Source organism: Snodgrassella gandavensis, assembly GCF_914768025.1.
Classification (GTDB): domain Bacteria; phylum Pseudomonadota; class Gammaproteobacteria; order Burkholderiales; family Neisseriaceae; genus Snodgrassella; species Snodgrassella gandavensis.
In genome coordinates, this window is the sequence record NZ_CAJZCE010000001.1 from 211,374 (window position 1) to 237,866 (window position 26,493).

The 26,493-nt window shown below is 43.4% G+C and carries 21 protein-coding genes; 13 read left to right on the plus strand and 8 right to left on the minus strand.

The window, feature by feature from the left end; translation table 11 throughout:
• Nucleotide 1: 1 nt before the first annotated feature.
• The 6 genes from MJ764_RS01005 (at nt 2) to MJ764_RS01030 (ending at nt 6,152) form a co-directional block, all read left to right on the plus strand.
• Nucleotides 2-1,054 carry a pseudouridine synthase gene (locus tag MJ764_RS01005; protein ID WP_239323817.1) on the plus strand — a complete coding sequence of 351 codons (1,053 nt, stop codon included), beginning with the start codon at nt 2-4 and terminating at the stop codon, nt 1,052-1,054.
• 231 nt (nt 1,055-1,285) lie between these two features.
• On the plus strand, nt 1,286-1,777 hold the full coding sequence (locus MJ764_RS01010; protein WP_239323819.1) for a PAS domain-containing protein: 492 nt from the start codon (nt 1,286-1,288) through the stop codon (nt 1,775-1,777).
• Nucleotides 1,774-2,523, plus strand: coding sequence for a PhnD/SsuA/transferrin family substrate-binding protein (locus tag MJ764_RS01015; protein ID WP_239323822.1), 750 nt, complete (start codon nt 1,774-1,776; stop codon nt 2,521-2,523). The genes MJ764_RS01010 and MJ764_RS01015 overlap by 4 nt, the downstream gene beginning before the upstream one ends.
• 122 nt (nt 2,524-2,645) lie before the next feature.
• Nucleotides 2,646-3,629 (plus strand): tRNA dihydrouridine synthase, encoded by a 984-nt coding sequence (locus MJ764_RS01020; RefSeq protein ID WP_239323824.1) that lies wholly within the window; start codon nt 2,646-2,648, stop codon nt 3,627-3,629.
• Complete coding sequence (locus MJ764_RS01025) at nt 3,626-4,420, plus strand: TrmH family RNA methyltransferase (protein WP_239323825.1); 795 nt, start codon at nt 3,626-3,628, stop codon at nt 4,418-4,420. Before MJ764_RS01020 ends, MJ764_RS01025 begins: the two co-directional genes overlap by 4 nt.
• Before the next feature lie 148 nt (nt 4,421-4,568).
• Nucleotides 4,569-6,152 (plus strand): YdgA family protein, encoded by a 1,584-nt coding sequence (locus MJ764_RS01030; RefSeq protein WP_239323827.1) that lies wholly within the window; start codon nt 4,569-4,571, stop codon nt 6,150-6,152.
• 128 nt (nt 6,153-6,280) lie between these two features.
• Here MJ764_RS01030 and mutL read toward each other — a convergent pair whose 3' ends face one another.
• Nucleotides 6,281-8,209 carry a DNA mismatch repair endonuclease MutL gene (gene mutL / locus MJ764_RS01035; RefSeq protein ID WP_239323834.1) on the minus strand — a complete coding sequence of 643 codons (1,929 nt, stop codon included), beginning with the start codon at nt 8,207-8,209 and terminating at the stop codon, nt 6,281-6,283.
• Between the two features lie 57 nt (nt 8,210-8,266).
• Complete coding sequence (locus MJ764_RS01040) at nt 8,267-8,899, minus strand: DedA family protein (protein ID WP_239324071.1); 633 nt, start codon at nt 8,897-8,899, stop codon at nt 8,267-8,269.
• 144 nt (nt 8,900-9,043) lie between these two features.
• Between MJ764_RS01040 and ettA the strand changes: the two genes are divergently transcribed.
• The 6 genes from ettA (at nt 9,044) to MJ764_RS01070 (ending at nt 17,861) form a co-directional block, all read left to right on the plus strand.
• Entirely contained in the window at nt 9,044-10,714 is a 1,671-nt protein-coding gene (gene ettA, locus MJ764_RS01045; RefSeq protein WP_239324072.1) for an energy-dependent translational throttle protein EttA, read from the plus strand.
• A 254-nt stretch (nt 10,715-10,968) separates the two neighbouring features.
• A complete protein-coding gene (gene lon / locus MJ764_RS01050) occupies nt 10,969-13,374 on the plus strand; it encodes an endopeptidase La (protein ID WP_239324073.1) in 2,406 nt (801 codons plus the stop codon).
• Nucleotides 13,375-13,567: 193 nt separating this feature from the next.
• Nucleotides 13,568-13,837: an HU family DNA-binding protein gene (locus MJ764_RS01055; RefSeq protein WP_239323835.1), complete on the plus strand. Its 270-nt coding sequence runs from the start codon at nt 13,568-13,570 to the stop codon at nt 13,835-13,837.
• A gap of 152 nt (nt 13,838-13,989) precedes the next feature.
• Nucleotides 13,990-15,525, plus strand: coding sequence for a peptidylprolyl isomerase (locus MJ764_RS01060; RefSeq protein WP_239323837.1), 1,536 nt, complete (start codon nt 13,990-13,992; stop codon nt 15,523-15,525).
• A gap of 112 nt (nt 15,526-15,637) precedes the next feature.
• A complete protein-coding gene (locus tag MJ764_RS01065) occupies nt 15,638-16,984 on the plus strand; it encodes an aldehyde dehydrogenase family protein (protein ID WP_239323839.1) in 1,347 nt (448 codons plus the stop codon).
• Nucleotides 16,985-17,096: 112 nt separating this feature from the next.
• On the plus strand, nt 17,097-17,861 hold the full coding sequence (locus MJ764_RS01070; protein WP_239323840.1) for a toxin-antitoxin system YwqK family antitoxin: 765 nt from the start codon (nt 17,097-17,099) through the stop codon (nt 17,859-17,861).
• Between the two features lie 17 nt (nt 17,862-17,878).
• Here the strand turns inward: MJ764_RS01070 and MJ764_RS11545 are convergent, their stop codons facing one another.
• The 6 genes from MJ764_RS11545 to MJ764_RS01095 form a co-directional block, all read right to left on the minus strand.
• Complete coding sequence (locus MJ764_RS11545) at nt 17,879-18,175, minus strand: CHY zinc finger protein (protein WP_369127153.1); 297 nt, start codon at nt 18,173-18,175, stop codon at nt 17,879-17,881.
• Between the two features lie 189 nt (nt 18,176-18,364).
• Nucleotides 18,365-19,603 (minus strand): NADP-dependent isocitrate dehydrogenase, encoded by a 1,239-nt coding sequence (icd, locus tag MJ764_RS01075; RefSeq protein WP_239323841.1) that lies wholly within the window; start codon nt 19,601-19,603, stop codon nt 18,365-18,367.
• 177 nt (nt 19,604-19,780) lie between these two features.
• Nucleotides 19,781-20,851: a DNA polymerase IV gene (dinB, locus tag MJ764_RS01080; RefSeq protein ID WP_239323848.1), complete on the minus strand. Its 1,071-nt coding sequence runs from the start codon at nt 20,849-20,851 to the stop codon at nt 19,781-19,783.
• 407 nt (nt 20,852-21,258) lie between these two features.
• Nucleotides 21,259-22,314 (minus strand): lysozyme inhibitor LprI family protein, encoded by a 1,056-nt coding sequence (locus MJ764_RS01085; protein WP_239323851.1) that lies wholly within the window; start codon nt 22,312-22,314, stop codon nt 21,259-21,261.
• A 156-nt stretch (nt 22,315-22,470) separates the two neighbouring features.
• Complete coding sequence (locus tag MJ764_RS01090) at nt 22,471-23,601, minus strand: M14 family metallopeptidase (protein WP_239323853.1); 1,131 nt, start codon at nt 23,599-23,601, stop codon at nt 22,471-22,473.
• Nucleotides 23,602-23,749: 148 nt separating this feature from the next.
• Nucleotides 23,750-24,415 (minus strand): SanA/YdcF family protein, encoded by a 666-nt coding sequence (locus MJ764_RS01095; protein ID WP_239323855.1) that lies wholly within the window; start codon nt 24,413-24,415, stop codon nt 23,750-23,752.
• 284 nt (nt 24,416-24,699) lie between these two features.
• On the opposite strand from MJ764_RS01095, the gene lepA reads away from it, so the two are divergent.
• Nucleotides 24,700-26,490, plus strand: a complete 1,791-nt coding sequence (gene lepA / locus MJ764_RS01100) for a translation elongation factor 4 (RefSeq protein WP_239323866.1) — start codon at nt 24,700-24,702, stop codon at nt 26,488-26,490.
• The last annotated feature ends 3 nt before the right edge of the window (nt 26,491-26,493 follow it).

Below are 26,493 nucleotides of genomic sequence, written 5' to 3' on the forward strand. Positions count from 1 at the left end.
TATGAGTCAAGCCAACAAAAAATTAACCAAGCGCCAGATACGAGATGGTGTGGCCAACAAAAGCAGTAAGCCTACTGCCAGCAGACATACTGCCGGTAAAGCTAAATTTGCGTTTAAACGCCAAAATGAATCCACCGTACGGTCTGCGGCCTCACAGCCTGAGGCGCAGGGTGGCACTAAAGTAAAAGTTCAGCGCGCCAAAAAACTGGTTCAGCGTACTCCAAATCAGGAGATTTTACAGCGTGCTCGGGTACTGAAAGAACAGCGTATCAATCTGGAAAAAATGGAACCAGTGCGCCTACAAAAAGCACTTGCTGCTTCTGGTGTGGGCTCCCGGCGTGAAATGGAACAGTGGATTAGTCAGGGAATGGTGCGGGTTAATGGTAAAGTGGCTCAATTAGGAGACAGAATTACCCCAGACGATGAAGTTAGTGTGCGCGGTTCGGCCATTAACATCAAATGGCCTGATCGCTTGCCACGTATTATGGTGTATTACAAACAGGAAGGTGAAATTGTCAGTCGCGATGACCCTCAGGGGCGTGTCAGTATCTTTGACCGGCTGCCGCAAACTGCCAGCAGCCGCTGGGTAGCGATTGGTCGTCTGGATATCAATACATGCGGCTTGTTGATACTGACCACCTCCGGCGAACTGGTAAACCGCTTCGCACACCCCAGTTTCGAAGTAGAACGAGAGTATGCTGTGCGTGTTCTCGGTGAGCTGAGTGATGAACAAAAGCAAAGCCTGCTCAATGGGGTCGAACTGGAGGATGGTATCGCCAAAGCTCAGCATTTGTGGGAACAGGGTGGCGAGGGAGCCAACAGATGGTACAACATTATCATTAAAGAAGGCCGCAACCGTGAAGTAAGACGTCTGTTTGAAAGTCAGGGGCTGACTGTGAGCCGTCTGGTTAGGGTACGCTTCGGACCGATTGCACTACCTAAAAGGCTGAAACGTGGCCAGTATTATGAATTTAATGAGTTTGAAGTAGCCAATATCATGAAATGGGCTGGTCTGTATCAATCCGATTCTGCAAGAAAAAAGATAAGTAGATAGCCTGCAATTTATTTAAACAAATACCCTAGTATATGTTATCTCCGATTAATCAATGTAGTAAAATCTTTACATTAAATTTTGGTTTTGTTGATTTATATCAACAAAAAGTGTAGTTTTATGCATAATTTGATTAAATACTTTGTATTCTTTTGCTAATCGGCGCAATATATACTCAAAATCGACTTTTGTATTGTTTGCCTAGTTGTCCACATTCAAGAAAATGGAGTCATAATGATTTCACCAATGCAGGTGCCTGAAATTGAGCACCGTACATTTGAATTGACACATTACGATGGGGTAACACGCACCGTATATTGTACTGATGTAGAAACAGAGTTTCCTGATGGCTGTCTGATTACCTCAACGACAGATCTGAAGGGCATTATCACACATGCTAATGAAGTATTTGTGCATATGAGCGGGTGGTCACGTAGTGAGTTGATGGGTGCAGAGCATTACATTCTACGCCATCCTGATATGCCGAAAGTGGCTTATAAGGATTTATGGGATACCGTGCAACAGGGCAAAAAATGGCACGGCTATGTCAAAAATCTGCGCAAGGATGGCGGCTTTTATTGGGTATATGCCACTATTGTTCCCAATATTCGTGATGGTGTTATTCAGGGTTATACTTCAGTGCGGCGTAAGCCATCACGTAGCAAAGTATTGGAAATGCAGAGTCTCTATGAGGGGTTAATGAAAGAGGAACGGGGTAATTCATGACTATTAATTTTCTGATTGCACCAGATTTTCCCCCCAAATATTATGCAGGCTGGCATTTTCTCAACACCCGTCTGCAACGGTTGATAGATGCACCTGTGCATTTGTTTATGCCCAGCAATACAGAAGAAGAACATCAGGAAATTGACAATGATAATGTTGACATCATCTATGCTAATCCATTTAATGCTTCCAAGCTGATTCGCGAGTTAGGCTACTTGCCTGTAGTACGTCCAGTAAACCGTTTCGATGAAATGGTAATTGCCAGCGCTGCAGAAAGTGAAATTAAATCAATTCAAGACATCAAGCCCGGCATGTCGATTCTGTGTACAGAAAATTATGATGTTAAGCTCATTGCCTTGCGCTTAATGGAAGCAGTCGATATAGATGAACAAGACCTGACATGGATTAAAAGTGAATCATTCCCGGCAGTGGCTCGCGGACTCATTCAGCATGAGGGTGATATTGGTTTGTTTATGTCATCTGCCTACCATAAATTAACTCCAATCACCTTGAGCCGTTTGAATTTGTTGATTGAAAGTAAAATCAATGATTTATATCATATGATTTTACTGCATCCCCGTAATGCCGGTATGCTGGAAACATTACAGCATGCATTCAGTTCCATGCATGAAACGCCTGCTGGCGCAATGCTACTGGAAGATTTAGGCCTGAATGACGGGTTTGCTGTATTGAAGAAAGAAGAAGCTGAATTGCTGATTGACCTGATTGAAACATTACGCGATTAAACCTGTCGCAACCATTTTTATTTTATAATTGAAAACGCAACTTGTTGATGAAAACAGGTTGCGTTATTTTTTATAGTTGAGTAATGGTTATTTGTGTGAGTCAGGCTAGTTTGCAAGCAAAAATGAATTCGCCCAGGTTATTTTTGGCACCCATGCAGGGGTTGATTGATGCACCCATGCGCGATTTGTTAACCCGTATCGGCGGCTTTGATGTTTGTGTCACTGAATTTGTCCGTATTACTCATACCGTACATGGGCGTTCTATATGGCTAAAATACATGCCAGAACTGGCACATACTAATCAGACTCATGCTGGTACTGCCGTAGTAGTACAAATATTGGGCAGCCATGCCGAAAATATGGCTCAGAACGCCCAAAAAGTGGTTGAACTGGGTGCTACGCATATTGATTTAAATTTTGGCTGTCCAGCACCTACTGTTAACCAGCATCAGGGTGGGGCAATCCTTTTACAATATCCTGAGAAAATAGAACAGATAGTGGCTACTGTGCGCAGGAATTTGCCTGCTGAAATCATGCTTAGTGCCAAAATGCGTCTGGGTTATGAAAATAAAGATTTGGCACTGGCCTGTGCCCAAGCTATAGAACAGGGTGGAGCAGGAGAGCTTACCGTTCATGCGCGTACCAAAACCGAAGGATACCGGCCGCCTGCGCACTGGGAATGGATTGCTCGTATCAGGCAGGCTGTTAACATTCCTGTTATTGCAAATGGCGATGTATTCACGCTGGCCGATTATCAGCAAATTCGTTCTGTCAGTGGCTGTAAGGATGTGATGCTGGGGCGTGGTGCCGTTCAGCGGCCTGATTTAGCCCGACAAATTGCCGCTTATAATCAGGGAAAAATAATTCCTTCTTTGTCATGGCCAGAAATTTTGCCGTGGATTAATGATTTTTTTGACTGTTGTTGTAGTAAAACTGCCGCCAATGCTAACTATCCGGTAGTAAGGTTAAAGCAGTGGCTGGCAATGCTAAAATTAACCTATCCGGAAGCCGGGCAGTTATTTACTCAGTTACGTACTCTGACTACCATTGCAGATATCAGCCAGATTCTTAGTCAACAGCAAACAGAAAGCCAGATTACTGGATGAAACACAAAATTATTCAATCTGCCAGCAATAGTGAGCTGAAACATTTAGCCCGTTTAATTGCTCAATCAAACTACCGCCGTCAGCATCAGCTCGCCGTTCTGGAAGGAATACACCTTATTCAGACATTCATACAGGCAGAGCATTCAATTCAAACGCTGTATGTACCGCAACTACGCGAACATGACCATGAAATAGCTGCCTTAATAGCAAAAATGCCGTTGCAGAAAGTGGTACTGGTTGCTGATAATCTATTGGACAAAATCAGCGATTTAGTCAGTTCAAGAGAACCTGTTGCAATAGTGCAGTTACCAGAAAATATTCCTGCAACAGAAATTCAGGATGCCGTACTGTTAGAGCGGGTACAGGACCCCGGCAATGTTGGTACGATTTTACGCAGTGCACTGGCTGCCGGTATTGATAATATTGTCCTGAGCAAAGACAGTGTTGATGTCTGGTCACCCAAAGTATTGCGTGCAGCAATGGGTGCGCACGCTTATCTGAATATTCAAACTGTTACTGATTTGGCTGCTTGGTGCGCAGATTACACTTGGCCATTGTATGCTACAGCATTAAGCACATCGGCCAAAAATCTCTATACATTGAATCTGACTCAGCCTGCCGGCTGGCTGTTTGGTAATGAAGGTAGTGGTTTGAGTGCAAAAATACTACAAACGGCATCCAGACATGTGATAATTCCGATGAGCGGACAAACAGAATCACTCAATGTAGCCATGGCTGCAACTGTCTGTTTATTTGAACAACAGCGACAGCGGCAACAGGCTGGATACTAAATAATTAATATTTTTTATTAAGCTGGTTGTTTTGGTTGTCTTTAAACCTGAAATAAGGTGTTATCACAGGCAAACACGGCGGACAAACGGCCAGTTTGGTGTTATCCTGCAAATCTTCCAGAATGTGGATATATAAGACATTTCGAGCATGAATAAACGAATTGTAACAATCATCGCTGCCATTTTGGCAGTTATACTGCTTATTGCACTGGCTTTGCCTTATTATTTAGGAGCTAAAGCTCAGCAAAGTCTGGATCAACAACGCGCTTTGCTGGCCAAAAGTCCTTTTCTAGTGATTGATAAACAGAGCTATCAACGTGGTTGGTTTACTTCTACAGAAACCATGCAGATACGCTTTAAGCCAAGTTTCTTTGCCGGAGTGCAACAGCAGTTACCCGATAATGTGCGTACAGTACTGCAACAGCCAATTACTCTGGTTAATCATGTACACCATGGTTTATTTGCAGGCAGTATTCGCCCAGTACGTGCACATGTGGAAACTGAATTGCGCTTCACACCGCAAGCTGAGCAGATTCTGGCGCGTTTTTTCGGGCAGGAAGCACCAGTCAAACTGGAAAATACGATTAATCTGGGAGGCAGCGGGCAAATGCACGTTGTGATACCAAAATTCAACTACGAAGAATTGTCTGGTATCAAAATCAACTGGCAGGGGCTGGAATCAACAATTGATTATGCAGAAGACTTTAATAGTTATGACAGCCATACCGTCAGCCCCGGTCTGGATATGGTTCTTGCCAGCAAAGGACGTGCTTCCTATCAGGATTTGCAGCTTAATAGCCATACTGAACACGGTAAAACCTCACTCGCTTTAGGTAACAGCGATTTGCGTATCAAGGCCATTACTTTTACGTGGAACGATACCACAGACAATACTATTCGTCTGGATCAACTGGTTAATTTGGTAACCAACTTACAGATTGGTGCTTTCATCAGCCCGGCTGGTAGCAGCATGCCTACCAAAATTATCATTCAGGATTTGAAACTGGCTACCTCTACTGAGGAAAAGGATCAATGGATTAATAGTAATGGTAAATTTGGCTTTGCCAAATTGCAGTATGGTAATGATATTTATGGTCCGCTGGATATCGATGCTTCGGCTGAGCATCTGGATGCGGCCAGTCTGGTAGCAATTAATAATAAAATTACCCAGCTTTCAAGCCAGAATCTGAATAATGAGCAGCTACGCGCGGCAATAGTAGAGGCAGTACGCAATGAAGGACTGGGTTTGTTCACTCATAACCCACTTCTCAAACTCAACAGTTTTAAACTGCAAATGCCACAGGGACTGATTGATATACATGGTAATTTGGGTTTCAAAAATCTGCTTGCTTCCGATATGCAGCAACTGGGGCTAATGCTGAATAAAACCGAAGCGGAAATGGATTTCGCTATTCCTCAGGCCATTATGGAAAATTTTGCCATCAGTCAGGCTCGGGCGCTGTTTACGGTGGATGCCAGTGCCGGCGGTGCTGAAGCTCTGGAAGATATTGACCAGACAATTCGTCTGATGATTGATAGTGCGATTAAATCCATGCAGGCACGTGGTTACATACAGGTGACTAATGGGATGGTGAAAACACATCTTAAATTAATCAATGGTAAAGTTTATCTGAATGGCAAAATATGGAATATTGAACCTGAATCAGAGAATGAACCTGATTATGCTGAATTGCCAGCAGCTTCAGCACCAGAAGCTGCCAATACTCACTAAGCAGTAATGAAATTATAAAACCCTCTTAATCAATTGGCTAAGAGGGTTTTATAATAAATACTTTATAATAAATATCAAGTCAGTGAATACTACTGGTCAGCATAGCTTCACTAAACACTGGCAAAATATTACTGTCCGCGTAAAAAGAGGCCGTCCAAATCCTGCAAACGTAATTTTATCCATGTAGGACGGCCATGATTACATTGATTTGCCCGTTCAGTCTGTTCCATATCCCGTAGCAAAGCATTCATTTCCGGCAGCGTTAATTTACGGCCGGCACGCACTGAACCATGGCAGGCTAAAGTAGACAGAATACGATTTTCACGTTCCCGGATTACATCACTACTGCCAATGGTCATCAAATCAGCCAGTACCTGCTGTACCAGTTGCTGAATATCACTTTTGACCAGCATCGCTGGTACCGTATGAACTAGCAGTTGCTGATTGTTTTCAATGGTAATATCCAAACCATAATCATGCAGGGTGGCCGCATATTCGGTTACCGCAGCAATTTCCTCATGGCTGGCAGTAAAGCGGACAGGAATCAGCAATGTCTGACTGCTCACCTTGCCATTAGCGTCGCGTTGTTGCTTCATTTTTTCATAATTTACCCGCTCGGCAGTGGCGTGCATGTCCACCAGAATTAATGCTTCTTCAGCCTGTGCCAGAATATAAATATCCAGTAGCTGTGCAATGGCGTAGCCTAGCGGTGGCGCATTTGTTTCATTTGCTGATATCTGTACCGGTGCTTGCGCAGCAGAAATACCCCGCACCTGTTCCCAGCTAGCCAGTTCACTATCGGTTTTTTCAGCATCAGCAGTAGCAACCTTGTCTGCCACTGATGCTGTTTCTGCCCTATACAGTTCGGCATAAGTATTCAGGGCTGCTTGGGATTCTTTTAAACTTAGACTGCGCTGTACTGGTGTATGGCTGCGGTGATAGGGTGCCGGTGCCTGCTTTGAGCCAGTCGCTTCTGGCGCAGAAAATAGTTGCTGCACACTGGCTGGTTGTTTGTGCATGATATCTGCCAGTACTACGGCTGGCTGAGAAATCGATTCAGTTTGAGTAGCATTGGTGGCAGCCAGACATTTATTCAAAGCATGAAAAATCAACTGGTGCACAGCCTGACTCTGCCGAAAACGCACTTCGGTTTTGGTTGGGTGCACATTCGCATCGACATCCGTTGGCGGCAGCGTAAGAAAAAGCGCAAATGCCGGTGTTAATGCTTGATGTAAAACATCGTTATAAGCCTGTTTTACTGCATGTAAAATGATTTTGTCACGCACAAAACGCTGATTGACAAAAATGTATTGTTGGCTGGTTTTCCCTTGGGTAAAAGTTGGTTTGCCAATCAGACCATGTAAACGCATCCCATTTATTGTTTCATCCACACTCAGGCTGGCTGCGGTAAACTCAGCCCCCATAATCGCGGTGCAACGCTCCGAAAGGGATTGTGCCGGCAGCGTGAATATATTTTTGTCGTTGTGCTGTAATTCAAAAGCTACATCAGGATGTGCCAGTGCCAGACGCTCTACCATGGTGCGGCAGTGAGCAAATTCTGTACTTGTAGATTTAAGAAACTGGCGTCTGGCCGGTGTATTGAAAAAAAGCTCAACAACTTCTACCGTGGTGCCTAATGCGTGTGCTGCCGGCTTGACGGGGCTTAGTTTGCCGTCTTCTGCATAAATCTGGGTGGCATGAGTAGCAGTAGCGGTGCGGCTGGTTAAGGTTAGGCGGCTGACTGAAGCAATACTGGCCAGCCCCTCACCGCGAAACCCCATACTTACTACTTTTTCCAGATCTTCCAGTGTGCTGATTTTGCTGGTGGCATGGCGATGCAAGGCAAGTGGTACGTCTGTTTCACTCATGCCCTGTCCGTCATCAGTCACAGACAAGCGTTTGATACCACCCGCTTCCAACTGAATATCAATACGGCTGGCTCTGGCATCGAGACTGTTCTCTATAATTTCTTTAAGCGCATTGGCCGGACGCTCAATCACCTCTCCGGCAGCTATTTGGTTAACTAAATGATCGGGTAACAGATGTATCTGGCTCATATCTTGCCTGTAAGTGTTGAAATCAGCCGCAGAATAAAATTAAATATTAATTGCTTTTTATGCTGTCTGCCGGTGCCGCAGAATCTCAATAATGGCCGGTAAGAAAGAAATGGCAATAATTATAACCAGTGCTAGAGAAAGATTCTGCTTAATAAATGGCAGATTACCAAAAAAATAGCCAGCATAGGAAAATAACACTACCCAGAGAATAGCACCAATACAGTTGTAACGCAGAAAATGGCCATAATGCATATGGCTCATACCGGCCACAAAGGGCGCAAATGTTCGTACAATTGGCACAAAACGCGCAATAATAATGGTTTTTCCACCATGTTTTGCGTAAAACTCCTGCGTTTTGTGTAGATAAACCTGCTTGAATAGCCGAGATTGTGGATTGGCAAACAGAAGTGCGCCGAATTTCTTTCCAACTGAGAAATTTACCGCATCACCAATAATTGCTGCGGCCAGCAATAGTGCTACCATCAAATGGACATTCATCTCGCCAACTGCCGCTATTCCGCCAGCCGCAAATAACAAGGAATCACCCGGCAGAAAAGGCGTAACCACCAACCCAGTTTCGCAAAAAATCAAAACAAATAGAATAACATAAATCCATATGCCATATTGGGTAACAATAAATTGCAGGTGCTGGTCAATATGTAAAATGAAATCTATCAGAGTGGAGATGATATTCATAAGCCATGGCGAGAGATAAAAGGAAGCATTTTAACGCAAAGCATTCCGTGACAGCAGTTATATGCATGTTAAAATCAAATTTATTACCTTCAGCCCACAATTAAGGCTGAAATAGACTAAATTTAATCTACTGAAGATATTATGAGCCAATATGTGTACTCAATGCTGCGCGTAAGTAAAACCGTGCCGCCACAAAAACAGATTATCAAAGATATTTCCCTATCTTTTTTCCCGGGCGCCAAAATTGGTCTGTTGGGACTAAACGGTGCAGGCAAATCTACTGTACTGAAAATCATGGCTGGGGTAGATACCGAGTTTGAAGGTGAAGCCATTGCAATGAGTGGCATCAAAATCGGCTACTTACCTCAGGAACCGCAATTAGATGCTGATAAAACTGTACGGGAAGAAGTGGAATCTGGACTGGGTGATGTAGCCGGGGCGCAGAAGAAACTGGAAGAAGTTTATGCCGCCTATGCCGAACCAGATGCTGATTTTGATGCACTGGCCGAAGAGCAGGCACGTCTGGAGGCCATCATTTCCGCTGGTGCCGGAGATAATATAGAACATCAACTGGAAATTGCGGCTGATGCTTTACGGCTGCCTGAGTGGGATGCGCGCATCGGTAATTTGTCTGGTGGTGAAAAACGCCGAGTAGCCTTATGCAAACTGTTATTAAGCAAACCGGATATGCTACTGCTGGACGAACCTACCAACCATCTGGATGCTGAATCAGTAGAATGGCTGGAGCAGTTTCTGGTTCGTTTCCCCGGTACAGTAGTTGCTGTAACACACGACCGCTATTTTCTGGATAATGCCGCTGAATGGATTCTGGAATTAGACCGTGGCCATGGTATTCCGTGGAAAGGCAATTATAGTTCCTGGCTGGAACAGAAAGAAGCGCGGCTGGAACATGAAGCAAAAGCAGAAGCTGCACGAATTAAAGCTATGAAACAAGAGCTTGAGTGGGTGCGCCAGAATGCACGCGGACGTCAGGCCAAATCAAAAGCCCGTCTGGCTCGCTTTGAGGAGATGAGTAATTATGAGTATCAGAAACGCAACGAAACACAGGAAATTTTCATACCGGTGGCTGAGCGTCTGGGCAATGAAGTGATCGAATTTGAGCATGTCAGCAAAAGTTTTGGTGACAAATTACTGATTGATGATTTGAGCTTCAAGATTCCGCCGGGTGCCATTGTTGGCATTATTGGTCCCAATGGCGCAGGTAAATCCACATTATTTAAGCTGATTACCGGGCAGGAACAGCCGGATCAGGGGCAGGTAAAGATTGGACAGACTGTTAAACTGTCAGTAGTAGACCAGAGTCGTCACGGCCTGCATGAAGATAAAACTGTGTTTGATGAGATTGCAGAGGGGCGTGATATTTTACAGGTGGGGCAATTTGAAATTCCGGCACGTGCCTATCTGGGGAGATTCAATTTCAAAGGCAGTGATCAGAGCAAAATCGTCGGTAAACTTTCTGGTGGCGAACGTGGGCGGTTACATCTGGCTAAAACCCTGATTTCTGGTGGCAATGTGTTATTACTGGATGAACCTTCCAATGATCTGGACGTGGAAACCCTGCGCGCACTGGAAGACGCATTACTGGAATTTGCAGGCAGTGTACTGGTGGTATCACACGATCGCTGGTTTCTTGACCGTATTGCCACACACATTCTGGCGGCTGAGGGTGAATCCAGATGGGTATTTTTTGATGGTAATTATCAGGAATATGAAGCAGACAAAAAACGCCGTCTGGGAGAGGAGGGCGCCAAACCTAAACGCATTCGTTACAAACCAGTAACCCGCTGATACTAAAAAGCCGGACAGGCTGATTTCAGGTAATCAGATTTGCCCGGCTTATCTCTCTTAATTTCTATAGTTAACATCCATAATAATTAATGCGCTAAACATTGAAATGCTTCAATGGCCATCAAGCCACAGAAGTACTTGAAAAACGCTGGTTCAGCACCATTTTCACATTCAATTTTATTGCATATTTTCAGGAAAGATTGAGGCATTACATGGCTGAAGTTTATGATTCTCCTCCAGTGCAGCCAACTACAATGGCAATGTTACCTCTACGTGACGTTGTTGTTTACCCGCATATGGTATTGCCCCTGTTTGTAGGTCGGGAAAAATCCATAGCGGCTCTTGATGCAGCAATGGAGCATGATGAGCCGGTATTCTTACTGGCTCAGAAAAATGCTGATACTGATGAACCGCATGCAGAAGATATGTATGCTATGGGTACAGTAGCCAGTATCCTGCAAGTGCTTAAATTACCTGATGGTACCGTTAAAGTATTGGTAGAAGGTTTGTATCGGGCTCAAGTACAGCATATTGATGAAACTGGCCCATATGTCGAAGCACACATCGTTAAGTGCGAAGATACTGATGAGGATACCCATAATGATGAGGCGTTGCGCCGCACATTGTTATCCCAGTTTGAACAACTGACAAAATTAAACAAAAAAATTCCGGCAGAAGTGGTAACTACTATTCATGGAATTGAAGAGCTAAGCCGTCTGGCTGATACCATTGCCGCCCATTTACAGCTAAAGCTGGATCAGCGCCAGCAGATACTGGCCATGGTAAATGTCACCGCACGTCTAGAACATTTGCTGCACCTGCTTGAATCCGAACTGGATATTCTTCAGGTGGAAAAACGTATTCGTGGCCGAGTAAAACGGCAGATGGAAAAATCGCAGCGTGAATACTATCTGAATGAGCAAGTAAAAGCGATTCAGAAAGAACTTGGCGAAGAAGACGACGATCTGGCTAATCTTGAAACGCAGATTCGTCAGGCAGGTATGAGCAAAGAAGCTGAAGAAAAATGTCTGTCTGAATTCAAAAAGCTACGCATGATGCCACCCATGTCTGCGGAATCTACCGTCGTACGTAACTATATTGATACTCTGCTTGAATTACCATGGAAAAAGAAATCCAAAGTCAGCAAAGATATTGCCAAAGCAGACCTGATTCTGAATGCTGATCATTATGGCTTGGAAAAGGTAAAAGAGCGCATTCTTGAATATCTGGCTGTACAGAAGCGCATGAACCAGCTCAAAGGTCCTATTCTGTGCTTGGTTGGGCCGCCTGGGGTAGGTAAAACCTCACTGGGTGAATCCATTGCTAAGGCTACCGGCCGTAAATATGTGCGCATGGCACTGGGTGGGGTACACGATGAAAGTGAAATTCGTGGCCATCGTCGTACGTATATTGGTTCCATGCCCGGTAAAATTCTGCAAAACATGGCCAAAGCTGGTGTAAAAAATCCACTGTTTTTGCTGGATGAAATTGATAAATTAGGTAATGATTTTCGTGGTGATCCAGCCAGTGCTTTACTTGAAGTGCTCGATCCTGAACAAAATCATTCATTTTCCGACCACTATGCAGAAGTAGAATTCGATTTGTCGGATGTAATGTTCATTGCCACATCCAACAGCCTGAATATTCCTACCCCACTGCTTGACCGTATGGAGATTATTCGTCTTTCCGGCTATACCGAAGACGAAAAAATCAACATTGCCATGAAATATCTGGTGGCTAAACAAACCAAGCAAAACGGTGTGCGCGATGGTGAAATCCGCATCGAAGAATCTGCTATACGCGATATTGTTCGCTATTACACCCGCGAAGCCGGTGTACGCTCACTGGATCGTGAGATTGCCAAGATTTGCCGCAAAGTGGTTATGAAGCAGGCAGTTGCAGAAGAGAAAGTAAGTGTAGGCAAAGGGAAGAAAACCAAATCCAAACCGGAAGAAATTCTTATCAATGCTGACAATTTACATGATTATCTGGGCGTGCGCCGCTTTGATTACGGCGTGGCAGAAAATGAAAATCGTGTTGGGCAGGTTACCGGTCTGGCCTGGACTGAAGTGGGAGGTGAACTCTTAACCATTGAAGCCAGCAAATTCCGCGGTAAAGGAAATATTCTACGCACCGGCAAACTGGGCGATGTGATGCAGGAGTCAGTGAGTGCTGCATGGAGTGTTGTACGTTCCCGAGCTGAAAGTCTAGGTATTGAACCTGATTTTTATGAGAAAAACGACATCCATGTTCATGTTCCCGAAGGTGCTACTCCCAAAGATGGGCCCAGTGCTGGTAGTGCTATCACTCTGGCTCTAGTTTCAGCTTTTACCGGTATTCCGGTACGTGCAGATGTAGCCATGACAGGAGAAATTACCCTGCGGGGTGAAGTTCTGCCGATTGGCGGACTGAAAGAAAAACTGCTGGCAGCTTTGCGCGGTGGTATTAAGCATGTACTGATTCCGAAAGACAATGTTAAAGACTTGGAAGAAATTCCGGCTAACATCTGTGAAAAGCTTAGCATTCATCCTGTACAGTGGATTGATGAAGTGCTCAATCTGGGGCTGGCATATCCGCCTAGCCCTTGGCAAAGTGTTCCAGAAGAGGGGGTATTAGCCAAATCTGCGCCTAAGTCAACTACAAAAACCGTAAAACATTGATATGCAGCCATTCACCAACACTAATTGGTGAATGGCTTTGTTTTTGGCCTGTTTTAACTCATTGTGGCTGTATCGATGCTTGACATAAAGAATTTGGCCTTGTTATAAAGTAATCGTAATGTATTGTTCAGGCTCCACCAGACATGTGGTACCTGAAAATCATATGAACATAACAACAGAAAGGGACTTTATTGTGAATAAGTCTGAATTGATTGAAGCCATTGCCCAAGAGGCCGATTTATCCAAAGCTTCTGCAGCGAAGGCACTAGACGGTATGATCAGCGCTGTCACCAATGCACTGAAAAGTGGCGATACAGTAACACTGGTGGGTTTCGGTACATTTTATGTTGGTGAGCGTGCGGCTCGTGCTGGACGTAATCCCAAAACAGGTGAACCATTAGAAATCAAAGCAGCTAAAACGCCTAAGTTCCGTGCTGGTAAAGCACTGAAAGACGCTCTTTAATTTTAGGTTGCGTAATTCATCAAGGCGGGATATCCCGCCTTTTCTGTTGTCTGTCGTTTTTGTGCATATGCGCTTCAAACAGCATGGTTTAGCTTAACAAAAAACGCTACAATAGGAAGTATTATCTGCTTTAGAAAAGTTAACTGAATCTCATGTTCCACATTGTAGAAAAATATAAAACACCAGCCCAGATTATTCTGGGTGTAATTTGCCTGAGTTTTGTGTTTGCAGGTGGTTATTCGCTGGCTGTCCCTGGTACTGATTACATCAGTAAAATTGGTGATATTAAAATCAAAGTTAATGATGTAAATGATTTTCAGCGGCGATTACAGAATGCCTCCGGCAATTCGGTGAGCAAACAGCTTGTTTATGATAGTCTCGTTGATCAGGCCTATATTCAGCAAGGTGCCTATGATATGGGTATCAGCGTACCAATTGAACAGATAAAGCAGGTTATTGCATCCGATCCAAGTTTTCAGGAAAACGGAAAATTTGTTGAGGCTAAATATCGTGCATTTCTGCAACAAGCTGGTATGTCTGAAGAAGTTCTGGTAGACGGTATGCGTAAACAGTATGCCATGCAAACCATGCTCAATCTGATGAAAGCCGGTAATCTGGTTAGTGATACACAGGCAAAGCAGATGGTTAATCTGTTGCAGTCTGCGCGACAATTACAGACAATCACCTTTCCCGCAGCAAAATTTGCTAATCAGGTAGCCATAGACGATAGCAAGCTGAAAGCTTATTACGAAGCCAATAAAAAACAATATTATCTGCCACTAGCAGTAAAATATGAATTTGTGCAGCTATCTGCCGCAGAACTGGGCGCCAAAGAGAGTGTCAGTGAAGCAGAATTGAAGAAAGCCTATGACCAGATTCCAGCTTCTGCCTCTGCGCCCAAGCCCTCTCTGGAAGACGTAAAAGCACAGCTAACTCAGGAAATTCAGGCTCGCAAAGGCGTAGCGCTGGTAGCCAAAATGAAAGAAAGTGTCAGCGATCTGGCCTTTAACAATCCCAAAACATTACAACCTATTACTGATAAGCTTGGCTTGCAGATTCACAAGGTAGATCAGGGTTGGATAACCCGTGATATGGCTAGCGCTGGTGGTATGCCGAAAGCCTTGCAAGATGTTTTATTTGGCAATGATGTACTGGTTAAACGCTACAATTCCGAACCGGTTGATATTGGCAATGGAACATACTGGGTAGTGCGTGCTCTTGATGTACGCAAAGAACATCAGGCATCCTTTGCAGAGGTTAAATCACAGGTACAGCAGGACTATATTGCTGTAGAAAGCAAAAAGCTTGCCACAGCAGCAGCTAAACAGGCTTTGGATGCCGTAAATAAAGGTACCAATCCCAACCTGTCATGGTCACCCAGTGCTGATTTGACACCACAACAGGCTGTAGCCCTTATGTCCAAGGACGATTTCCAATCCTGGATTAAAGCCAAACCGGTAAATGGTAAACCAGCATATATCATGCTTAAAGACCAGCAAGATCCGGTGCTGGTAAAAATTAATACAATTAGCCTACCACAGGATATGGATAATATTTTGCCACAAGCCAAACAGGTGATCAGTCAGAGTCTGGCGCAAAATCTGGCAACCAGTAATCTGGAGTGGTTAAAGAGCCGTTATAAAATCAAGCAGGGCGTACAGAAACTGGAAACTGGCGACGAGCAATAATTTTTATCATTGACCTTATAAATTTTTATAAGGTCAATATCGTCTGATAACCTGTTGCTGTATTGTATTGCATACTGTTTGATTCATATTTTGCAGTTTAAGGATTGTTGTGTTGTATACCAGTTACCATGCCATTACGGGTGAGGTTCTGTTCAACCGTAAAAGTCTGACAAAAGCTGAATTCGAGCTACAGTATCAGCAACTGGCCCGACAACAACATGGCTTTGCCTGCGAAAATGTACAAACTCGTACCCGCCGTTTACTTGCTTTTGCTCAGCGTCTGGAACAGGCTAAAGCAGAGCTGGCCTATCAGATTTGTATTGAAGTAGGGCGCTGTTTGCGCGAGTGTGAAGCAGAAATCAGTAAATCAATTGCGTTAATCCGCTATTACGCCCATCTGGCACCTGAACTACTGGCACACAAAACCATCGCCACACAGGCGAGCCTGAGTCAGGTACGTTTTGAGCCGCTGGGTACCGTGCTGGCCGTTATGCCGTGGAACTATCCAGTATGGCAGATTCTGCGTTTTGCCATACCGGCCTTATGTGCGGGCAATGCCTGTCTGGTGAAGCCGGCTCCTTCAGTGGGTCAAATCAGCCAGATGCTGTTTGATCTGATCGGTAATGATTTACCTTTACAACTGACTTGGCTGGATAATGATGATATTGAGTATGCCATCGCACACACACAGGCGCTGGCTTTTACTGGTTCTACTCAGACCGGACGTTATCTTGCTGCACTGGCTGGCCGGCATTTGCGTAAATGTGTCATGGAGCTGGGTGGAAGCAATGCTTTCATTGTATTAAATGATGCAGATGTGCAACAGGCCGCTTCAGAGGCGTGTTATTCGCGTTTCCGTGATGCCGGACAATCCTGCAATGCAGCCAAACGGCTTATAGTCCATAATGAAATTGCAGAAGATTTTCTGGCGGCGTTGCAGCAGCAATGTCAAAAATTGCAGATGGGTGAACCATGGCTGTCAACGACCACTTTAGCACCCTTGCACCGACAGGATTTGCGTACAGTTGTTCACAACCAAGTACAGGATGCACTGTCTCATGGTGCGCAATGTCTGCTTGGGGGTGAAATTCCAAGCGATATACCGGGCTGGTTTTATCCAGCCACTATATTGGATCAAGTGAATCAGGATTGTCGCGTATATCATGAAGAGGTATTCGGACCAGTGGCTATTATCCTGCGTGCGCGAGATAATGCCCATGCACTGAAATTGGCCAATGACAATCCTTTTGGTCTGGGTGCCAGTATTTATACTCACGATGCCCATTTGGCATGGCAGTTTGCTGAACAGTTAAATGTGGGTAGCGTATTTATCAACCGCCATACCAGCAGTGATTTGCGTTTACCGTTTGGAGGCGTAAAAGATTCTGGATTCGGGCGTGAATTGTCTGAATTTGGTATATATGAATTTGTTAATATTAAAACTTACTGGCAAAAATAAGTAGCTAAAACCGGTAGTGATTGCACTATTTGAAAAAAAATGTAATAACGATAGAAATAATATTTATTGCATAAAATAATGACGCTGCTTAGTGAAAAGGGATAAAAAAATCATGTATGTAGCCAGACGTTTTTACTGGTTCGTACTCGCAGTAATACTCATTCTGATAGCGATTGTGTGGCAGGTTAAGTCACACACACACAAGACTGTGTATTTTGATGCAAATAGTCAGGCTGTGCAAAAACAGCCTGAAGCACAGCCTATGCAACAATTTCATGATAATGGCAATCATATCGACGTACAGGATTTTTCTGATCCGGCTAAAAGCAAATACACTGACAGCTATGCCTTACCCATAGATAAACTGCAACAGTTTATTCCGGCTATGAAAGAGGGTACATTAAAGCTACAGTATCCAGACGGTCATAAAAAAATACAGGGTGACTACAAAGACGGCAAGCCTGTTGGGAAATGGCATACTTGGTATCCCAATGGTCAGAAGGCAATTGAAATGAACTGGCAAAAAGGTATGCCGAATGGCCGTACTTTAAGCTGGTATGAAAACGGGCAAAAACGTGGAGAGCTGTATTTTATTAATGGTAAGGCTGAAGGCCGCTGGCAGCGCTGGTATCCAAATGGCCAGATAAAACAGGATATGAACGTACATCAGGGCGTAGTCCAAACCATGACAACATGGGATGATAAAGGACATCTGCTTGCCGATGTGGCCATACATAATAATAAGGTAAGTGGTGTAGTGCTGAGCTGGTATGATTCTGGTGCTAAAAAGAGTGAATCGATATTTGAAAAGAACGAATTGATACGCAAAACCGAATGGGATGAAGACGGCTTGATCGTTGATCTAGATGGCAATTAAAGAATATTCGTAGTCAATTATTTAAAATAAATATTCTTATGTAATGCACAGCGTGGATTGAATGATGCCTGACAAAATGGACAGGTATATTGCTGATATTGTTCATAAGTCAAAAGACTATTGCACTTACCGCATATAACTGGCTTGCTGTTTGCAGTTGCCATGGGAACAAACTGATGGTCACACATCTGGTCATGACATTTAAAACAAGCATAGTATTGCTTACATTGGCCACATTGAAGTGCAGCAATATCATTTTCATTATGATAATGTACACAGCGACCACATGAATCAGTTTCAATTCCTAAAATCATGTTCTTATTTATCAATTCTATTTAATTTGAATATATGATAATGAAATTGCCGGCTTTATCAATTAACAGGCTAGTATCAACTAAAGCGACATAATTATTATACGCAGGCACATACATCTAAAGGCTGAAATTGTAAAAAAACCGAATCCTTAAAACAGATTCGGTTTGTTATAACTAAGTAGCTTTAGATTACATCCGTTCAATTAAAGCCTTGCCGAAAGCAGAGCATGAAACCTCTTTTGCACCTTCCATCATGCGGGCAAAATCATAAGTAACGATTTTATCAGCAATGGCTTTTTCAATAGAAGCATTCACCAAATCTGCCGCTTCTTTCCAGCCTAGATGACGCAACATCATTTCAGCAGACAGAATGATGGAACCCGGATTAACTTTATCCTGACCGGCATATTTGGGCGCCGTACCATGAGTAGCTTCGAAGACAGCATATTCATCAGAAATATTAGCACCCGGAGCAATACCAATACCGCCTACCTGTGCGGCTAGAGCGTCAGAGATGTAATCACCATTCAGATTTAGGGTGGCGATCACATCATATTCAGCCGGGCGCAATAGAATCTGCTGCAAGAAAGCATCGGCAATACAATCTTTAATAACAATATTTTTGCCAGTTTTCGGATTCTTGAATTCACACCATGGGCCTTCACCAATTAAAGTAGCGCCAAATTCATTTTTAGCTACTTCATAAGACCAATCACGGAAGCCGCCCTCGGTGAATTTCATGATATTACCTTTATGAACAAAAGTAACACTATCACGGTCGTTATCAATAGCATATCGGATGGCTGCACGGGTCAGGCGCTGTGTACCTTCTTTGGATACGGGTTTGATCCCAATGCTGGAAGTTTGCGGGAAACGGATTTTAGTGACACCCATTTCATTTTGCAGGAAATTAATTATTTTTTTGGCATCTTCTGTCTCAGACAGCCATTCAATACCAGCATAAATATCTTCAGTATTTTCACGGAAAATAACCATGTCCACCTTGCTTGGGTCTTTCAGTGGAGAAGGTACACCGGTGAAATACTGTACAGGACGAACGCACTGATATAAATCCAGTTGCTGGCGAATAGCAACGTTCAGTGAACGGATACCGCCGCCAACAGGAGTAGTCATCGGACCTTTGATAGCTACTTTATATTCTTTGATGGCTTCCAGCGTTTCATCTGGTAACCACACATTTTCACCATAAACTTTAGTCGCTTTTTCGCCAGCGTAGACTTCCATCCAGACGATTTTTTTAGCACCGTTATAAGCTTTGGCTACCGCTGCGTCAATAACCTCTCTCATCACTGGTGTAATGTCAACACCAATACCATCGCCTTCAATAAAGGGAATAATAGGATCATTCGGGATGGCTTGACCGGAAACGATTTTATGACCTTCTGTCGGCACTTTAATGTGACTCATGGTAACTCCTGTGATGTTACTTTTTCTGATGGGGGACTACACACTTCCGTTTGTAGTCTGTCGAAGTAATTATCCTTTATTTTGTTAACTTAGGCCAGAGAAATGTAGTGCGATGTAGTCGCAAATCAGCTTTAGGCAGAAAAATGCGGATACAGCTAACATTTAGGCCAAAATTGTTTAGTAAGTGCTCTCCTGTGCCCATAAATCGGATTGGTATTCGTGCTGATGAAAGTGGCTGACACCCAGACCTATCAGTCGAAACAGAGCACTGTCGTTAGGCATGCGTTTAAGTAAATCCTGTCCGGCGGCAATCAGGGCTGACGCATCTGGTAAAGGAGATGAATAGGTTTGAGAGCGGGTATAAATCTGAAAATGTGTATTTTTTAATTTTAATGTGACACAACTACCTTGAAGCTGTTTATATTGCATGTTTTTAACCAGCGTCTGCGCCAGTTCAGGCAGATGATGGGCTATTTCAGTCAGATTTTCGTTATCATTCAGTGTAATTTCAGTAGAAATTTGCTGACGGTCACGTTCAGCCATCACTTCACGGTCATCGCGACCTTGAGCCAAATCAAACAGCCGATAACCCCAGCGGCCAAAATGGTGCACTAAAACAGACAGGCTTACCTGACTCAAATCACCGACTGTCGTCCAGCCTAAGGCGTGCATTTTTTGTTCGGTAACTTTACCGACACCGGGAATTTTACCTAATGGCAGTTTGTGCAAAAAGGCCATAACCTGTGAGGGCGCAATAACAAACTGGCCGTTGGGTTTACGCCAGTCGGAAGCGATTTTAGCCAGAAATTTGTTGGGTGCAATGCCAGCCGAAGCTGTCAAGCCAGTTTCTGCCAGTATAGTGGCGCGTATTTCGCGCGCAATATCACGTGCATAGGGTAATATTCCCTGATAGCTGGTTACATCCAGATAAGCTTCATCCAGTGATACAGGTTCGATCTGTTGAGTATAGCGGTTAAAAATACTATGGATGTGCTGTGATACAGCGCGATATTTACTGAAATCTGGTGAAATATAGATTGCCTGAGGGCATAAGCGTTTGGCCGTGGTGACAGCCATGGCTGAATGCAAACCATACTGGCGTGCCACATACGAAGCAGCACAGATAACCGATCTGGGCCCATCCCAGGCAACCACTACGGGTTTGTTCTCTAGTTCAGGACGGTCGCGCAATTCTACTGACGCGTAAAAGGCATCCATATCAATATGGATTATTTTTCGTTCTGACATATTACCCTATGCGATATAGAATGAATGTTTTCAATTTATCCTGTGCTGTATTGGTTGGAGCTGATAAATTTATATTTTCATTAATATTTTTAATGATTTTCAATTCATTAAATAAAATAGAAGCTACTAACTTTTGTATTGTACTATTTTCGCTGGTATATGAACCAATATGGAGAATGTAAGCTAACTTACCGTACTGCTATTCTTCAAACTTTAACTTGAAATGGTCAATATTTTTACCTGTTTCAAATCAGTGTATAAACTTCTGGCAGGGCGATCTTATGTATTATATGGATATTGTGGTTAACGTCCAGAATATATCTTTATACAATAAATGATAAATAACCAGATTAAAAACAGACACCAGCAATAAATAACATTACTGGTGCCCAGTTTGCAATTATGGATTAATGTAAGGCGTAGCCACTCAGATACTTAATGCGTTCATTAGTCATCTGTGTATCACATTCCAGTCGCAGGAATTCTGCATGAGCAGGTGTGTCTGCTTTAGCAGCTTTTTCCTGACATTGACTGTTCTTACGGGCTATCCATTTCTGCTCTTCCTGCTGTAACGTTTTGCGTACAGTATCATCGAGATTACGCCAGTGCGTATTGATAACACTATTGGCATTGCGGTTATTATCCCGTGCCAGTTGCAATTGGTTAGCCGTAATCTCAGTTGGTTTGCTGCTGTTTTCGCCTGTATGATTGCCGCTGTCGGCCTGATTGTTGCTGTCCATAGCAGGTATATGGCCATTAAGAATGGCACTGGCCATTTGCGCAGTTGGGCTTAGCTGGTCTATGGGCGAAACTTTTGCATTAGGATTGGTAATCAGGGTAATAGCATCGGCGCGATTGTAAGTATGGCCAGCAATAACCACGGTATCTTTGATACCATATGGTAGCAGAGCATTACCCAAAACTGTACCTAATGTTTGAATACCTGCCTGATCGAAATTGCTGGCAGCACTGGTAGTTGAGGCTGCATTGGTATTGCCGGCAACGGGAGCATATTTTACGGGCTTGGTGAAAATGCTGTCATGTAAAGTAACTTCATTGCCCTGTAACTGCTGATTCAGATGTGCAATGAAATCTGATTTACCGAATAACAGTGGTGCATTAGTTTGAATTTGTTGCCAGATATTGGCTGGAACAGTAATCTTTAATTCACTGCTGCAAATTGGATTACCATTACTGTCCTTATCTAACTTACCATCTGATAAAGCAATATTCAGCTCATGGCTGGCACCGATTACTTTTTCGGCATCCACAAACTGGCGGCTGTCATTTTGGGCAAACTGGCGCGCATTGTTATCAATGCCGGTTTGCAGGGTTTGCTGAATCTGGTTGCGTAACTGTTCACTATTACAGCTTAATTGCGGTGATGAGGTTGAATCCTCACGTGAACAGGCGGCCAGAGAAAGAACGCTGATGATGCTGTATACAAGTATGCTTTTTTTCATGATTGTTTCCTAAGCATTGATAATGAATATAGACAACATGATTACAAATAACCCAGCTTTATTATGCTGCGCATGTAATTTTTAATCATTTGATTTTACTAAAAAATACAAAAAAATTCTGAAACATGGTCAAGCTTAGGATACAACATGTGGAAATTAACGCAAACTGTCAAGTATGGCATAGATCGGGCTTAGAATGGCTTCACCCAGACGCAGAGAACGCTGTCCATTCCAGCCAAAGTCATCATCTGGCCACTGATGGTTATCTTTAAATGGCATTTCCAAGGTATAGGCTAAACATTTAAAAGTTTCACCAATATAAGATGTAGCCATATTCAGATTTGCCTCGCCCGGTGCATCTTTTTCATAACCATATTTATCCTGAAAATCTGGGCTGGCCATCAGAAAGGCCTGCTTGAACTGTTCCTGTAATGTATACAGGCGCTCATCAAAAGAGGGTATGCCCTCATTACCGGAAAGAAATACATAGGGAATTGATTCATCACCATGAATATCCAGAAATAAATCGACGCCGGTTTCATGCATTTTTTGACGAACTACCGAAACCTCTGGACTGCGCTCCATGCTGGGCTGTAACCATTCACGATTTAAATTAACACCGGCTGCATTAGTGCGCAGATTTCCTAATACAGAACCGTCTGGATTCATATTAGGAACGATATAAAAAGTGGCTTGATCCAATAATGCGCGAGCAGTTGAATCCTGATGATCAAGCAAACGATTGAGTAATCCTTCGATAAACCATTCTGCCATGGTTTCGCCCGGATGCTGGCGCGCAATAATCCATATTTTCAGATCACTGGCTGCTTGATTGCCGATAGTTAACAAATTAATATCACGTCCTTGCAGTGTACTGCCTAAGTCTTCTATTTGGCACAGTCCGCTACTTTGTGAATCGCCAAGTAAATTAAGATGCTGTTCATAGGAATACGGTTCAAAATAAGCGTAATAAACACTGTTTGCCAATGGTGTGTGATTAATGCTGAGTATTCCGTTTTCGTAAGTTGTTGGAACGCGAAACCAGTTAACGCGATCATAAGAGCACATTGCCTCATAATCTTCCCAGCCGGCTGGATAGGCAGATTCAGCAGCATTGATAAAGTGTAGCTGAAGATTCTGGTAGGCTACGCCCTGTACGCGGAAATAAAACCATTGACGAATATTGGCTGCGTTGTCTTTTGGTAATCTCAGTTGAATATTGTCAGGATTTTGAGCATCTACAATTTCTACATTGCCGCCATCAAACTGGGTACTAATTTTAAGCATGAAACCACTTTCATATGAGCCACTAATTTAAACTAGGTATATTGTATTCTTTTTGTAGCTGATTTTCGATGTCGAGTATCTATCTTGCTGGTTGAGAGTATTGCTATTGCCTGCGAGCTTATATTATCGGTGTTTTCAGAGTAGTCAGCTAGTGTTGTGCAGAGGGAAATATTGGTTCCGGCTGGCCTAAAAATTTGGGTTGTTTGTGTTTGATATATAGGTCACTAACAGCTTTGACTCGTGCTAAAATTTCACGGAATATTACTTTTACATAATTCTTGCCGGTTGGAGCGGCTACTGCATAGCATTGCGCATCTAGTTGATGTTTTCGGGAAATAAGTATGGCGCGGTCACAATGAAAACGTTGCGTAATAATGGTAAAACTGTTTACCTGAAAAATTTTTTCGGCTCGAAGGATAGAGTCTAAAGTCCTTAACCCACCATAATCCAGTGTCATGGATGAAGCTGGAATACCTGCCCGAATCAAGTCTTGCTGCATAGTTTCTGGTTCATTGTAGTTTTTGCGGGAGTGGTCTCCACTCAAAAGCAAATGTTTAATTTTTCCCTGTTGGTAAAGTTTGACAGCGCCTGCAATACGATATTGGTAAAAAGGATTTAGTTTGCTATTGCGCAGATATTTTGCCGTACCTAATACAAGACCTACAGTGCGAGGACTGAGCTGATTGCTGTCTGTGAATGTATAAGGTGCGGCCTGTTTGCTTACCCAATGATAAAGAAGTATCAGAAAAATAATGATGGCTATTATGCTATAAAAGGTATATTTAGTGATTCTTTTTAATAAAGTTATAGTCATATAACTAAAGCTCAGCATTAATTGGAATGCATCTTGCAGAATAAATGATAATGGTTATTTATGTCAATGATATAGTCTGTTTGGCGTTAAAGAGCAAATAGATGATATTGATGTGAATTGAATCCGATTTATTTGTTAATATAAAAAAATTTTTTGTTTGCTATAAATTCTTCGGCGCACTTGAGCACATTCCGTTAAAATAAGCAGTTATTTCTGGTTTTCCGGTGTCTGGGTATTAAAGATACTGGGATACTATTGATTGAATTAACTAATCATTGGCTTGCATGAACAATATACGCAATTTCTCCATTATCGCCCATATTGACCATGGGAAGTCTACACTGGCTGATCGTTTCATTCAGTATTGTGGTGGTCTTGAAAATCGGGAAATGAGTGCTCAGGTACTCGATTCCATGGACATTGAAAAAGAACGCGGCATTACCATCAAGGCACAAACAGCAGCCTTGCAGTATAAGGCGCGTGATGGGCAGATTTATCAGCTCAATCTGATTGATACCCCGGGACATGTGGACTTCTCTTATGAAGTATCGCGTTCGCTGTCGGCCTGTGAAGGTGCATTGCTTGTGGTGGATGCTTCGCAGGGTGTAGAAGCACAAACTGTAGCTAATTGCTACACTGCAATAGATCTGGGCGTAGAGGTACTGCCGGTACTGAACAAGATTGATTTACCGGCAGCGGAACCAGAGCGGGTAATCGAAGAAATAGAAGATATTATTGGCATTGAAGCCATGGAAGCTGTGCGCTGCTCGGCTAAAAGTGGTATCGGTATTGAAGATGTACTGGAAGAAATTGTCAAGAAAGTTCCCGCGCCTACTGGAAAGGCTGAGGCACCATTAAAAGCATTAATTATTGATTCATGGTTTGATAATTATGTTGGCGTAGTGATGTTGATACGCATGGTGGATGGTACCGTGCGCCTGAAAGATAAAGTCCGCTTCATGGCCACGGGTGCTGAAACGCAGGTTGAACAGCTAGGCGTATTTACCCCGAAATCTGTGCAGAAACAAGAGTTAAAAGCGGGTGATGTAGGCTTTCTGATCACTGGTGTCAAAGAATTGGGGTCAGCCAAAGTGGGTGATACCATTACTTTGGCACGTGAGCCGGCCAGTGAACCTTTACCCGGCTTCAAAGAGGTGCAGCCACAGGTGTTTGCTGGCCTCTATCCGGTAGAAAGCCACGACTATGATGCGCTACGCGAAGCGCTGGAAAAATTACAGCTTAATGATGCGGCACTGAAATTTGAGCCAGAGGTTTCTCAGGCACTGGGTTTTGGTTTTCGCTGCGGCTTTCTCGGCCTGTTGCATCTGGAAATTGTGCAGGAAAGGCTGGAACGCGAATTTGACATGGATTTAATTACCACTGCGCCGACAGTGGTATATGAAGTGTTGCTGAAAAGTGGCGAACGCATTGAAATTGAGAATCCATCCAAATTACCGGACATCGGTACGCTTGATGCGATTTATGAACCCATTATCACTGCAACCATATTGCTGCCGCAGGAATATGTGGGTGCGGTAATGACACTATGCAACCAGAAACGCGGTGTACAAAAAAATATGCAGTATATGGGGCGGCAGGTAATGCTGACTTATGATATGCCGATGAATGAAGTGGTAATGGATTTCTTCGATAAACTGAAATCTACTTCGCGCGGTTATGCTTCATTGGATTATGAATTCCTTGAATTCAGAGCTGTGGATTTGGTGAAGCTGGATATTCTGGTGAATAGTGAAAAGGTTGATGCGCTAAGTCTGATTGTGCATCGCAGTAATTCAGTTCATCGCGGCCGGGAACTGGTAGCAAAAATGCGTGAACTGATTCCCCGCCAGATGTTTGATATTGCCGTACAGGCGGCAATAGGCGGTAAGATTATTGCCCGCGAAAATGTTAAGGCGCTGCGCAAGAATGTGCTGGCAAAATGTTATGGCGGTGATATTACCCGCAAGAAAAAATTACTGGAAAAACAGAAAGCCGGTAAAAAACGCATGAAACAGGTAGGCAATGTGGAAATTCCGCAAACTGCCTTTCTGGCGATTTTGCAGGTTGGAGATTAATAC